The sequence below is a fragment of the Patescibacteria group bacterium genome (genome assembly GCA_030583705.1).
In the GTDB taxonomy this organism is placed as follows: domain Bacteria; phylum Patescibacteriota; class Patescibacteriia; order Patescibacteriales; family Patescibacteriaceae; genus Patescibacterium.
Genome location: CP129471.1, coordinates 57,405 through 71,224 on the forward strand (window position 1 = coordinate 57,405; position 13,820 = coordinate 71,224).

The window sequence follows — 13,820 nt, forward strand, 5'->3', positions numbered from 1 at the left end:
AACTCTCCAAAGCTTATTTAATTTAAAATTAAAATTATGCGCCAGTATCTAATACAAGCGCCCTTCACCTCCATACCTACTAGTTTTACCCAAGGTCTTTTATTAAGAGACGATCCTTCAGATATTTCTTCAAATGAAAGACATTTTTATGATCTTTATCATTTGTTTTTAAATAAGTTTGCACGTTTAACCTATAATGCCTCCTTAAAAGACGAAGAAGCCGAAATCTTAAAAGAAATGCTTAAAGATGTTCTTGAAGCCAAGAAGAGATTAGAAAGAGATTAAGAAAGGCAGTTAAACTATAATTTACTTTAAAATATATTGCCTAAAAAAATATTTTCATATATAATTGAATTTGTTTATTTTTAATATAGTTATTTTTTAAAACATATGAATGAAGAAAAAGAAGTAAAAGAAGTTTCAAATCCTGATTCTTCGTCTCGTTTTTTAATGTGGTTATTTGTGGCTTTAGTGCCAGCGGTGGTTATTGTCTATGCCGTTATGAATCGTCCCAAACCGCAAGATCAGCTTTTGGTTGCAAATAGCAATGAACAAAATGTTATTACTGAAGAAAAATATCGGGATGGTAGATATGAGGTAATTGGTGAATACATTGCTCCAAGCGGACTTGAACAAATTAATGTTTCTGTAGTGTTAAATGATGGAGTTATTACTGAGTCTGAAGTAGGGGCTTTATCCGGTCATCCGGTTTCTCTTAAATTACAAGAAGCTTTTATCGGTGGACATAATGAAGAAGTGGTTGGTAGAAACATTGATGAAGTTAATTTGGGTGTTATTGCCGGTTCTTCCTTAACTCCTCGTGGTTTTAATGATGCTTTGGAAAAGATTAAAGCTGAAGCTGCTTTGTAATCATTATTTTTGTATTATTTTTTGCTTATTGATTTTTATCTTTTTACTTAATGGAATATTCTTCACATAATTTCTCTGCTATCGGTACTGACTGGACTATTGATCTGCCTTCTAATCTTTCTGCGGCTGAACAAAGTTCTTTAGTGGAAAAATTAAAAGACAGACTTGAGCTTTTTGATTTTACTTATTCTCGTTTTAGGGCAGATTCAATTATTACTCTTTGGTCCAAAAAGGCCGGGCAATATCCTTTACCAGATGATGCCGGGCCTCTTTTGGCTTTATATGAAAAAGTATATTCTTTAACGGATGGCTTAGTTAATCCTTTAATTGGCAAAACCATTGCTTCGGCCGGTTATGACGCTAATTATTCTTTACGTGCATCTTCTGTTTTAGAAGAAACCCCTTCTTGGGAAGATGTTTTATCTATTGATAAAGACTCCATTACTTTTAAAAAACCGGCGATACTTGATTTAGGGGCAGCTGGCAAAGGCTATGCCATTGATCTTTTGTCTGACATATTGACTGAACATGGGCTTGAATCTTTTATGATTAACGCCGGTGGAGATATTTTTCGTAAGGAAGAAACCGATAGTGTGGTACGGGTTGGCTTAGAAGATCCCCAAGATTCTTCCAAGGTAATTGGGGTAGCATCTTTACATAACGGCAGTCTTTGTGCCTCAGCCGGTAATCGTCGGGCCTGGCCAGGTTTTCATCATATTATTAACCCGAAAACTAAAAAGTCTCCCCAAGATATTATAGCGGTTTGGGTTTCGGCCGAAACAGCCGCTTTAGCGGATATTTTAGCTACTGCTCTTTTCTTTTGTCCCCCAGAAAAACTTAAGACGACATATGATTTTGAATATGTTATAATTGGAAAAGATCGCTCGGTAAAATATTCCACTAATTTTAAGGGTGAGTTGTTTTTAAAATAGTTATAATAGTCATAATTTTAAGATTAAGATATTGGTATTCTTAAGGTAATTTCTTAAAAGGTTTTTATGTTAAAGGCCATAGATTCTTTTGTTAACCAAATAACCATGTATCGCCTGGTTTTGTATGGACTGGTTATTTTAGCTACCTTATCTGTTATTCTCGGTTTTCTTAATGTGTTGCCTTACTCCGGTTTTGAACTTTTAACTTCTTTACTTATTCTTTCTTTAGTTTGTTTTCTTGCCACCAAGATCCTTTCTCGTTTTTATAATGTTGAATCTTCAGTCATTACGGCTTTAATCCTCTTTTTTATTTTTGAACCATCCATTGAAAAAACCGGACTTTTAACTTTGGCAGCTATTGGTTTAACGGCTGTTTTAAGTCGTTATATTTTAGCTTGGCGCGGAAAACATATCTTTAATCCGGCAGCTTTAGCGGCGGTAATTTTTGGTTTAACTGGTAGCGGTTTGGCAGTTTGGTGGGTTGGTAGCGAATTTTTATTATTGCCTTCTCTTATTTTGGGCTTTTTGGTAACTAAAAAGATTAGACGAGCTTCTTTGGTTTCATCTTTCATTATTACCGCTACGGTTGTTATGTTAGTCATTACTTACTTCTCCGGTTATTCTCTAGTTGAAGCTCTAAGGGTTATCTTGTTCTCTTGGCCTCTTATTTTCTTTGCGACCATTATGTTAACTGAACCTCTAACTACACCGCCTCGTAAAGAAACTCAGTTAGCCTACGGGGTAATTGTTGGTTCGCTTTTTTCCGCCCAGTTTCATTTTGGTCCGATTTATCCGACACCGGAGTTAGCTTTGGTTATAGGTAATATTTTTTCTTTTATTGTAAGCAATAAGGGACGATTTAATTTAAGATTGCGTCAAATAGTTAACCTAACACCCTCCATTAAAGAGTTTGTTTTTAGCCCAGATAAGCCTTTGGTTTTTTTATCGGGGCAATACATGGAATTTACGGTTCAGCCCAAGGGAGCAGATAACCGCGGTAATCGTCGTTATTTTACCTTAGCCTCTTCCCCAACCGAACAAGAAGCCAGGCTAGGTATTCGCTATAATCAACCCAGTAGTTCTTTTAAGGAAAAATTAAAATCTCTTAAACCAGGAGACAGAGTAGTGGCTACCCAGGCAATGGGTGATTTTATTTTACCAAAAGATTTATCCACCCCAATGATCTGGCTGGCTGGTGGTATAGGGATTACTCCTTTTCGTAGTATGGCTAAGTTTGTTTGTGATAATAAACAAACTCTGGATTGCTACCTTTTTTATCTGGCAGCTCAGCAAGAAGATTTTGTTTATAGGGAAATTTTTGAAGAAGCGGCTAGTTATGGTCTTAAAACTTTTTACCTTGAAAGTACTAAGGACAAGCCTTTTGATTTTTCTCATTTAAGCGATTATGTTAAAGATTATGAAAAAAGGTTATTCTATATTTCCGGGCCTAATGGTTTAGTAGAGAGTTTTTCATCAGCGATTATTAAGAATGGTGTGTCCGGCAAACAAGTTATTAAGGATTATTTCCCTGGTTTTTAATTACCTTAAATATTATGTCTACTGCGGCTAAACAGATAAAAGACAACTGTCTTTATTGCGGTAATAATCCGGTATCTCATCACTGGACTTGGTTTAATGAAACAATGGCTGTAATCTTTAATCCCCTTATTGCCTTCTTAACGGATAATTTTTTAATGCAAAGATTTAATCGTCTTTTTGATCATATTTTTTCTTTAGTTGGGAAAATTTTAGAAAAAGCCGGCTTTCTTTCTTACGTAAAAGAAAGACCAAATAAATTAAGTCATAGAACAGAAGTTTTATGGGATGAAGCGGATAGTCGCGGCTGGCGTTTTGAGCGGTTAATTTTTTTTGGGAAAGACCTAGACTATTACCGAGTTTTTGTTAAAAACGATCATCCAATTCTTTTTTCCGGATTACCAAGACCGCATTATATGCCGGGACTAGGAGATTGGTGGATAGATGATAAATACCTTGTTAAGAAGGTATTATCAGCTAAAGGCCTACCAATACCAAAAGGTGGAGGGTTTAGTAACTATAATTCATTGTTAAGAGTTTTTAAGAAATTAGATAAGCCAGTAATTATTAAACCAAGATTGGGATCAAGGGGTAGACATACTACGACTTTTATAAATTCTGAAGAAGAGTTGTTTAAGGCCTATAAAAGAGCTAAACAACTTTGTTATTGGGTAATTATGGAAGAACACCTAATAGGTGATGTCTATCGCGGTACTATGATAGGTAGTAAGTTAGTTGGAGTATTAAGTGGTAATCCACCAAGAATCACCGGAGATGGCCAAAGCACTATCCTACAACTAATTGATCTTAAAAACCAAAACAGACACGAGGGAGTTAGTGTTTTTGTTCCCTCAGATTATACTAAAGAGTTTTTAAAAAAAATCGGTTATAATCTTAATTCAGTTTTACCTATGGGTACAACCATTGACCTAACCGAAAAGATAGGTGTTTCATATGGAGGCTCAAGTGCTGAAGTAACACAACAAACGCATCCTAAGATTAAAGATATTCTAGAACAGGCGGCTAAAGCTATTGGTGACCCGATGATTGGCTTTGATTTTATTATAAAAGACATTAGCGCTGACCCGGATAACCAAAAATGGGGAATTATTGAATGTAATGGATTGCCCTTTATAAACCTACATCATGACCCAATAGAAGGACCACCCATTAACGCAGCCGCTGCAGTCTGGGATTTTGTAGAAAACAATCTTAATTATTATTAATATAATTGCTTAAAACAACCCTAAATGGTATCATAATAATATAGATAAATTGCCTTTTAAAAGAGTATTTTTAGCTTCAATTTTAGTCATACTGTGATGCTATATAAAAATAAAGAGAATCAAGAAAAAAAGAAAACACCTCAACCATTTGAGGTGTTTAATAGTGGGTTAAATATTGAGTTAAATAGTATGTTAAATAGAAACTTAAACACTAGATTATACAGCAGCAAAGCCTTTACTACACAATATAATAAAACAGCAAAAGCCTTCACCCTCATTGAACTATTAGTAGTTATAGCCATCATAGGTATATTATCCACTCTAGTAATAGTAGCTCTAGGCAATTCACGAGCAGGTGCCAGAGACGCTAAAAGACTAAATGATCTAAAAGCCATGGCTAATGCTCTAGAGCTATATTATGCAGATAATAACTCATACCCTGAAGCAGATAACTTTTCTCCTGGAGCTACTTTTGAAGCCGGTGGAGTAGTTTATATGGGCAAAGTACCCAATAACCCTACTCCTCATACAGACGGAGGTTGTCCAGATAATGATTATACTTATACTCAAATAGAATCAGGACAAAGTTACATTATCTCAACTTGTCTTGGTACTCCAGCAGATAATTCTCCTTATCCTTCCTCAACTGCTGTTTCATACTCTCCCTCAGGTATGTTTCAATGTGGACAGAACATGGAAGACTTAAGAGATAATAAAACTTATCAAACTGTCCAAATTGGTAACCAATGTTGGATGAAAGAAAACTTAGCTTATCTACCATCAGTTAGTCCATCCACTGCGGGTGACGCTTCAATTCCTTATTACTATGTTTATAATTATCAGGGTACAGATGTTCAGGCAGCTAAAGTCACCGCTAATTACACTACTCATGGGGCTCTCTATAACTGGCCAGCGGCTACCACCGCTTGTCCTATCGGCTGGAAACTTCCTACTGATGAAGAATTTAATGTCTTGGAACAATATACTGTAGCGACGATTGCTAGCACTGCCACCCAATATGCTTGTAATACTTCAGTTACTAGTTGGCCAAGATGTGCGGATAATCTTAATGGAGATCAGGGTGGAACTTTTGGGGTTGGTAAATCTCTAAAGAAAGCTGGACAAGGATCAGGTATTGGAGCTGGCGATGATTTAGTTGGTTTTTCCGCTATGTTATCTGGCTCTCGTGCCACCTCTTCTGGAGGTATTTTTGCTAATATGCCTGTTTACGGCCTTTTTTGGTCAGCCCCGCAGTCTACCTCGACTGAAGCTTGGAGTCGGCTTCTGCTCTCCACTTATTCGACAATCTATCGAGGTGCGCTTAATAAAGCTAGTGGTTATACAGTCCGTTGCCTCAAAGATTCTTAATTATAATTATTTATCATATCCATATTTACTTGGTACGGTAAAGGTGTTTTTATTTAATTGATATAATCTCTTTTAAATGCTATACTTTCTTTGTATTAATTTTATTTCTAAGTTATGGCCAGACGTCGTAAGAAAAAAAGCAGTCCGCTAGATTATATAGCCTTTTCCGGGTTAACCTCTTTAAGTCCTGAAGCTAAAAAGAGCCTCTGGACAGTCTTGTTATTGGCTTTGGGTTTAATCTCTCTTTTAAGTCTTTTTGGTCTTGGGGGTGAGGTTGGTCTTTATTTTGTTAAAATAATGACTTGGTTATCTGGATGGGGTAAGTGGCTTATCCCTTTTCTTTTGTTTTTATCTGCCTGGTTTGTTTACCAAAAAGATACCTACGAGATTACCGCCTTTAACTATCTTGGTATGTTTATTTTCCTTTGGTCTTTCCAAGGTTTATTGCATATCTTTATTGAAGTAGAACAATGGTCTAGTTCTTTGGAAAGCGGTGTTGGTGGGGGAAGATTGGGTTGGTCTTTAGCTGCACTGGTTATTCATTTTTTTGATTTTTGGGTTGGTTTAATCGCTATTATGACTTTGTTTGTTATAGGTTTAATTTTAATGTTCAATACCAATCTATCTACACTCTTTAAGAAAGGTGCTTGGCCGGCTAAAATACTTTTAGCGCCCTTCGGTCTTTTTAGAAGACGCTTAGATAATGACAAAGATGAAGAATCCGAAGATGATGAGGAAGAGATTGAAGATGAACAGCCAGAAATTGAAGAATTAGATGAGAAACAAAGCTTAGATGATTCTTTTAGTTTACGTAGTTTAAGAGATATTATTTCTCCCAGACAAGCGGCGATTGAAAAAGGTAAGGGCGAGAAAGTTAACGAAGGTCGTTGGAAGCCTTCGCATGTTTCCATAGACTTACCTTTAGATCTTTTAGATAGCCGAAACTCTAAACCAACAGCTGGAGATATAAAAAGCAACACTGAGATAATTAAAAGTACTTTAGAGAAGTTTGGTATTCCAGTGGAGATGGGAGATGTTAGTGTTGGTCCAACTGTTACCCAATATACTCTTAAGCCTGATGAAGGAATTAAATTATCAAGGATTACCGCCCTAAACAATGACCTTTCCATGTCCTTAGCCGCCCACCCCGTCCGTATTGAAGCCCCTATTCCGGGTAAGTCTTTAGTTGGTATAGAGGTGCCCAATCGCACAGTGGCGACTGTCGGTTTAAGAGAAATTCTTGAAGCTAAAGAGTTTAAGACTCGTTCCAATAATTTAATGATGGCTCTTGGTAAAGACGTGTCCGGCGAGGTTTGGCTTGATAGTGTTTCTAAAATGCCTCATTTATTGGTAGCTGGTGCCACAGGTTCTGGTAAGTCGGTGATGTTAAATACTATTATAGTAACTCTCCTTTACCAAAATAACCCAGATGATTTAAGGTTTATCATGGTTGACCCTAAAAGAGTGGAATTAACCGTCTATAACGGTCTACCTCATCTTTTAACTCCGGTTATTACTGAAGTTTCAAAAACCATTAACGCCTTAAAGTGGTGTCTTAATGAAATGGACAGGCGTTTTGAAACTTTAGCAGCAGCTCATAAAAGAGATATTGCCGGTTATAATCAGAATGCCAAAGAGAAGATGCCCTACATTGTTTTTATTATAGACGAGTTAGCAGATCTAATGGTAGTAGCCGCTAAAGACATGGAAGCTGGCATCGTTCGTTTATCTCAGATGGCCAGAGCTGTGGGTATTCATTTGGTTTTAGCTACTCAAAGACCCAGCGTTAATGTTATTACTGGTACGATTAAAGCTAACATGTCGGCTCGTATCGCCTTTTCGGTAACTTCGGGTATTGATTCCAGAACTATTCTAGACTCTTTAGGTGCAGAAAAACTTCTAGGTAGAGGAGATATGCTTTTTTCCAACACTTCATTAACTAAACCCAAACGTATCCAGGGTGCTTTAATTAGTGATAAAGAAATTAAAAAGATAGTTGATTACATTAAAGAAAGATCTGGTGAACCTTCATATATTAGCGAAATTGTTGAAAGACAAAAAGTTAAAGGAATGGCCGGTGTTGGTATTGATGGTGGCTCTGACGATGACGATGAATTATTCCAAGAAGCCAAAGAGCTAATTATTAACTCAGGTAAAGCTTCAGCTTCATATCTGCAAAGAAGGTTATCTATTGGTTATGCTCGCGCGGCTAGACTTTTGGACTTACTAGAAGAGTCCGGTATTATTGGGCCATCTAATGGTGCTAAAGCCAGAGAGATAATGGTTAGTAAGGAGGAGTATGAAGCCATAGTAGATCAAGGGGTAGCCGGTGCTAGACTCCATGACCAGGCAAGTTTTAAAGCGCCGGATAACTACTTAGAAGATGATGAAGAATCTAATGAAGACGAGGAAGACGAAGAAGAGGATGAAGAAGAGGATAAAGAAGATGAAGAACAAGAAGAGGAAGAGAAAGAAATTAGTATTAAAAAAGCTGACGTAGAAATAAATGAAGATGACTCTCAATTTGAAGATGATCAAGAAGAAGAGGAAGTTGAAGAGGTTGAGGATGAACAGCCAGAAGAAGATGATTTAGAAGATCTAGAGCAAGAAGTAGATAATAACAAGACTAAAAACAAAGGAAAGGACTCATCTAATAATTCTCCTGATTTTAATAAATACTATTCCAGATAGTTATTGTAGGATAGATAGTGAGATATTGTTAGTTATTAAGATATTGAATGATAAAGGATTAAGAAGATATTAAATTTTATTTTCATATAAAAAAACAATTCCCGAGTTGATCTCAAGAATTGTTTTTTTTGATTCCTAATCTTTTTTACCCCAAGTAAACAGAGCGTAAAGGGCCGACAAACCTACTAGGATGTAGATTACTCTAGCTACAGCTTCGGTTAGAAAGCTTGCAAGATCCCAGCCGGTAAAAAGTCCAACTAGAAGCCAGTTAAGACCTCCGATAATCAATAGGACTTGGGCTAGTCTATTTAAATTCATATGTGTGTTTATTACATTAGTAAAGTATCTGAAATGGCTTCGACCTTTATATCTCAATTATATCACTTTTTTAGACTTTTAGCTACTATCTAGAATAGCTGGAATATTTTATATATTAAGGATAAAATAACTTGGTAATGTATAAAAATTTGTAAAAAGTTATTATATAATTTGGCATTCTTTGATGCTTATAATAAAAAATAACCAATTTACTAAGTAAATCGGTTATTTTTAGGTATTTTTATTAGATTTGGAAGAGCTTTATCCTATGGATTATTTATAGATTATTTTAGAATAATCATACTTTAATTATATCATTTATTTACTATGTTGTCAATAGATAGTTGGTGTTTTTACTTACCCACTGTTTATTCACAGTTTAGTCTTGACACTTTTTTTTATTACTGTATAATAACTCTCATATCTCTATGATGTATTTAAGCAACATATTAAATCCTATAAGTGGCTAGCGCTTTCTTGTTTGTTTGCGTAGAGGCCGCTTAACAAGCGGTTTTTTTGTTCCCTTAAAAGTATTTTGTCCGCTCGCGGAATTGTTACTTCGGTAATAATTCCACGACCGTATAAAATACGGTTACCTTAAAAATTGAACACGCGAATAAAGTAACTGTAATTTTGTAAGTTAAGAGTCCAATTAATGATGATCTGCATTTTTGAAAACAAAGATGTAGGAAAATCTCGTAAGGGTGTATGGTGGATGCCTTGACTCAAGAAGACGATGAAGGACGTAGCAGTCTGCGATAAGCCTCGGTTAGGTGACAAGCAACCTTTGACCCGGGGATTTCCGAATGGGGAAACCTATCCTGTTGAAGACAGGATGTCCGCATGCTGAACACATAGGCATGTGAGACGAGTACTCGGTGAACTGAAACATCTTAGTAGCCGAAGGAAAAGAAAACAAATTTAATCTTTTATCAAGATTGACGATTTTTCGTCTGTTTTGATAAGAGATTGCGATTCCCTGAGTAGTGGCGAGCGAAAGGGGAGCAGCCTAAACCGTTTAGACCATATATACTGGACTCACTTCGGTGAGAAAAGTATGTTGAAGGAATTAGGTCCATATGTTTTTACGGTGTTGTAAGAGTGCCATGATTGCTACCTAATGCGGCAAGACGGCGCTATTGAATTATTAGTCGAAGGAGCTGGAAAGCTCGGCCAAAGACGGTGATAGCCCGGTAGACGAAAATAAGACAGGCGTTGTGATGGCAAATCTTAAGTACTGCGGGACTCGTGAAATTCCGTGGGAAGCAGGGTCGACTATGACCCAAGGCTAAATACTTCTTGAGATCGATAGTGAACTAGTACCGTGAGGGAAAGGTGAAAAGCATCCCGGTGAGGGAGATGAAATAGTATCTGAAACCATATACTTACAAGCAGTCGGAGCCTGTTACCTTCGGGTAATCGGGTGACGGCGTGCCTATTGAAGAATGAGCCAACGAGTTTGTTGTATGCGGCTTGATTAATTCCGTTAAACGGAAGCAGTCATAGTGAAAGCGAGGGTTAACCGCCCGTACTCTTATTTATTAGAAGTGGCAATAATTTGTCCTTACGCAAGTAAGGCTTTGTTGTTCTTCTATTAGATAAGAAGGTCGCATGCACAAGACCCGAAGCCGGGTGATCTAACCATGGCCAGGTTGAACCTTGACGAAAGTCAAGGGGAGGACCGAACCCGTAAGTCGTGCAACACTTTGGGATGAGCTGTGGTTAGCGGAGAAATTCCAATCGAACTCGGCAATAGCTGGTTCTCCTCGAAATAGCTTTAGGGCTAGCCTCGAGCGCTGAACATGGGGGGTAGAGCACTGAATGGGGGTGGGCCGCAAGGTACCTTCTCCAACCAAACTCCGAATACCCATGCGTGTAGCTCGGGAGTCAGACTATGGGCGCTAAGGTCCATCAGTCGAAAGGGAAACAGCCCAGATCGCCATCTAAGGTCCCTAAATATAAACTAAGTGTAAAAGGTGGTGTCGTGACCGCGACAACTAGGAGGTTGGCTTAGAAGCAGCCATCCTTTAAAGATAGCGTAATAGCTCACTAGTCTAGTCGTCTCGCGCCGAAAATGTACCGGGGCTAAGTTTATTACCGAAGATGCGAACTTGTTACTTAGGTAACAAGTGGTAGAGGAGCATTCCAACGCCGCTGAAGTCGTGATGTGAGTCACGGTGGAGGTTTTGGAAGAGAGAATGTTGGCATAAGTAGCATAAAGGCGGGTGAAAACCCCGCCCACCGAAAATCTAAGGGTTCCTGGGCAACGTAAATCGTCCCAGGGTTAGTCGGCCCTAAGGCGAGGCTGCTGTAGTGGCAGCGTAGTCGATGGATGAGCTGGTTAATACTCCAGCACTACTGTAATTTTCCGATGGGGGGACGAAGTCTCAAGGTTCAAGCGTTTCTATGGTATGAACGTTGTTGTCCGCAAGAGCTGATCCAGGCAAATCCGGATCACCAAGCTCAAGCGGTTGACTGAAGACAAAGCTTTCGGGCGGCGTCAATTTGAGCTGAGAGATTTTCCAGAAAAGCCTCTAGGGTTAAGATTATAGTATCCGTACCGTAAACCGACACAGGTAGATGAGGCGAGAAGCCTAAGGTGAACGAGAGAACCCTCGTTAAGGAACTCGGCAAAACAGCGGGCGTAAGTTAGCAATAAGCCCTGCCCCGCGCAAGCGGGGCCGCAGCGAAAGATTTCAAGTGACTGTTTACCAAAAACACAGCTCCCTGCTAACTCGTAAGAGGATGTATAGGGGGTGATGCCTGGCCAGTGTCCGAACGTTAAGAGGAGAGGTTAGCACTTCGGTGCGAAGCTTTGAATCGAAGCGCGGATGAACGCCGGCCGTAACTATAGAAGCTTAGGACGACCCTTTGGGTTTAAGCGTTGTAGTTACGTTAAAAAATCTGACTATATGCTGGAAACTCCCGTTAGACAAGCGGTACTCGGTTAAACACCAGTGAAAATCCGTTTGGTAGGGACAATCAGCAGGAAAGCTAATACTATGTTAAATATACAAAATATTCCGGACCGTATAGGCTATTATTTAGCCGGTTTTACGGACGGAGAAGGTAGTTTTATGGTAGTGGTTCGTAATCGCCCGGATTTTCGGGCCGGTTATAAAGTTTCTCTTTGTTTTAATGTTTCTCAGAAAGAAAGTTATATTCTTTCTCAGTTTAAAAAACATTTAGCTTGCGGAACTTTAAGATCACGACCTGATGGAGTCTGGTATTTTGAAGTTAATAACTTCAAGGCTATCAGTGAAAACATCATTCCTTTTTTTGATCGATTTGGTTTTTTGTCGCAAAACAAGAAAAAGCAATACGCTTTATTTAAGCGAGCGGCTTATATTATAAAAACTGAAACTCATTTGACCTTAGAGGGTTTTCAAAAAATTCTCTTAATACGAAGTCAAATGAATCGTGGTGGAAAAAGAAAAAACTTAGCATCCTCAGAGACTATACGTCAGACCCGTTTACGGGAAGATATAGTCCGACCTTCAGTGAAAGCTGAAGAGCTCAGCAGAAATGTTTGAGCCACTTAACGGCAACGTTAAGGAGTAACAAGATGAACGGTCCTAAGGTTGTGTAATTTTACGAAGGTAAGATTATACAAGGACTGGGACCGTTATCTTAAAGTTCGTTACCTGGCTATAATGAAAGTTGTAGTTGTCCTAAAACACCCAGTAAAATGCGCTAAAATCTTCAAAAGATTTTTGGTACCACTCTCTTTTATGAGACATGGTAAAAATCCGGAAATACACGGAGGCAAGGCGCAGGATTAATTAAATATTAATCCCCAGAGACTTAACACTGGGGTCCTAAGATGTAAGACTAGTATCTGAAGTTAACTAGATTATATTATGGATAAGATAAAGTCCGGGCTTAATAGATAATATTAAGAAGGACCAGAGCGAAATTCCTTGTCGGGTAAGTTCCGACCTGCACGAATGGCATAACAACTTGAAAACTGTCTCAACGAGGGACTCGGCGAAATTACAGGACCGGTAAAGATGCCGGTTAACCATAGCTAGACGAAAAGACCCCGTGAAGCTTTACTACAGCTTGATATTGGGTTAGGGATATATCTGTTCAGAATAGGTGGGAGCCTTCGGGCGCCAGTGAGATACCACCCTGGTATATTTTTAATCCTCACTTCGATCCGTGAATCCGGATAAAGGACAGTATCTGGTGGGTAGTTTGTCTGGGGCGGATGCCTCCTAAAAGGTAACGGAGGCGTTTACAAAGGTTGGCTATCTCGGGATGGAAACCCGGGAGATAGTGTAAAGGCATAAGCCAGCTTTACTGCAAGACCTACAAGTCGCGCAGTTGCGAAAGCAGAACTTAGTGATCCGACCGTGCGAAATAGAACGGCGGAAGCTCATCGGATAAAAGCTACTCCGGGGATAACAGGCTAGTCACGCCCAAGCGTCCACAGCGACGGCGTGGTTCGGCACCTCGATGTCGGCTCGTCGCATCCTGGGGGTGGAGAAGCTCCCAAGGGTTGGGCTGTTCGCCCATTAAAGCGGCACGCGAGCTGGGTTCAGACCGTCGTAAGACAGGTCGGTCTCCTCTCTACTATGGTCGCGGAAATTTGAGAAGGCTCTTCCCTAGTACGAGAGGACCGGGAAGAACGAAGCTCTAGTGTGCCAGTTGTCCTACCAAGGGCATTGCTGGGTAGCTACCTTCGGTTTAGATAAACGCTGAAAGCATCTAAGCGTGAAGCTGTCTTCAAGATTAGATTTCATAGGTTGGTCAGAGACTATGACCTTGATAGGCTCCAGGTGTAAGTCCGGTAACGGATTGAGCCGAGGAGTACTAATAAACCATTAGATTTTCCTACAATTTTGTTTTTAAATCACAGTCTTTATTCGTGTGTCAA

General features: G+C 39.0%; 8 protein-coding genes and 1 rRNA gene. 8 read left to right on the forward strand and 1 reads right to left on the reverse strand.

Annotated elements, in window-relative coordinates; all coding sequences use genetic code 11:
- The first annotated feature begins 36 nt into the window (after positions 1 to 36).
- The 7 genes from QY321_00400 to QY321_00430 all read left to right on the forward strand — a co-directional run bounded on the left by QY321_00400 (position 37) and on the right by QY321_00430 (position 8,623).
- On the forward strand, positions 37 to 285 hold the full coding sequence (locus tag QY321_00400) for a hypothetical protein (GenBank protein ID WKZ24884.1): 249 nt from the start codon (positions 37 to 39) through the stop codon (positions 283 to 285).
- Between the two features lie 105 nt (positions 286 to 390).
- On the forward strand, positions 391 to 870 hold the full coding sequence (locus QY321_00405; protein WKZ24885.1) for an FMN-binding protein: 480 nt from the start codon (positions 391 to 393) through the stop codon (positions 868 to 870).
- Between the two features lie 50 nt (positions 871 to 920).
- Positions 921 to 1,802: an FAD:protein FMN transferase gene (locus QY321_00410; GenBank protein ID WKZ24886.1), complete on the forward strand. Its 882-nt coding sequence runs from the start codon at positions 921 to 923 to the stop codon at positions 1,800 to 1,802.
- A 66-nt stretch (positions 1,803 to 1,868) separates the two neighbouring features.
- Complete coding sequence (locus QY321_00415) at positions 1,869 to 3,341, forward strand: oxidoreductase (GenBank protein WKZ24887.1); 1,473 nt, start codon at positions 1,869 to 1,871, stop codon at positions 3,339 to 3,341.
- Positions 3,342 to 3,355: 14 nt separating this feature from the next.
- A complete protein-coding gene (locus QY321_00420) occupies positions 3,356 to 4,564 on the forward strand; it encodes an ATP-grasp domain-containing protein (GenBank protein ID WKZ24888.1) in 1,209 nt (402 codons plus the stop codon).
- A gap of 189 nt (positions 4,565 to 4,753) precedes the next feature.
- Entirely contained in the window at positions 4,754 to 5,932 is a 1,179-nt protein-coding gene (locus QY321_00425) for an FISUMP domain-containing protein (protein ID WKZ24889.1), read from the forward strand.
- A 114-nt stretch (positions 5,933 to 6,046) separates the two neighbouring features.
- Positions 6,047 to 8,623 (forward strand): DNA translocase FtsK 4TM domain-containing protein, encoded by a 2,577-nt coding sequence (locus QY321_00430; GenBank protein WKZ24890.1) that lies wholly within the window; start codon positions 6,047 to 6,049, stop codon positions 8,621 to 8,623.
- A 135-nt stretch (positions 8,624 to 8,758) separates the two neighbouring features.
- Here QY321_00430 and QY321_00435 read toward each other — a convergent pair whose 3' ends face one another.
- A complete protein-coding gene (locus QY321_00435; GenBank protein WKZ24891.1) occupies positions 8,759 to 8,941 on the reverse strand; it encodes a DUF378 domain-containing protein in 183 nt (60 codons plus the stop codon).
- A gap of 688 nt (positions 8,942 to 9,629) precedes the next feature.
- On the opposite strand from QY321_00435, the gene QY321_00440 reads away from it, so the two are divergent.
- Positions 9,630 to 13,780 (forward strand): 23S ribosomal RNA (locus QY321_00440).
- The last annotated feature ends 40 nt before the right edge of the window (positions 13,781 to 13,820 follow it).

Coding starts and splice junctions, on each gene's coding strand:
- QY321_00400 (WKZ24884.1), top strand. CDS start 37: ATGCGCCAGTATCTAATACAAGCGCCCTTCACCTCCATACCTACTAGT.
- QY321_00405 (WKZ24885.1), top strand. CDS start 391: ATGAATGAAGAAAAAGAAGTAAAAGAAGTTTCAAATCCTGATTCTTCG.
- QY321_00430 (WKZ24890.1), top strand. CDS start 6,047: ATGGCCAGACGTCGTAAGAAAAAAAGCAGTCCGCTAGATTATATAGCC.
- QY321_00410 (WKZ24886.1), top strand. CDS start 921: ATGGAATATTCTTCACATAATTTCTCTGCTATCGGTACTGACTGGACT.
- QY321_00420 (WKZ24888.1), top strand. CDS start 3,356: ATGTCTACTGCGGCTAAACAGATAAAAGACAACTGTCTTTATTGCGGT.
- QY321_00425 (WKZ24889.1), top strand. CDS start 4,754: ATGTTAAATAGAAACTTAAACACTAGATTATACAGCAGCAAAGCCTTT.
- QY321_00435 (WKZ24891.1), bottom strand. CDS start 8,941: ATGAATTTAAATAGACTAGCCCAAGTCCTATTGATTATCGGAGGTCTT.
- QY321_00415 (WKZ24887.1), top strand. CDS start 1,869: ATGTTAAAGGCCATAGATTCTTTTGTTAACCAAATAACCATGTATCGC.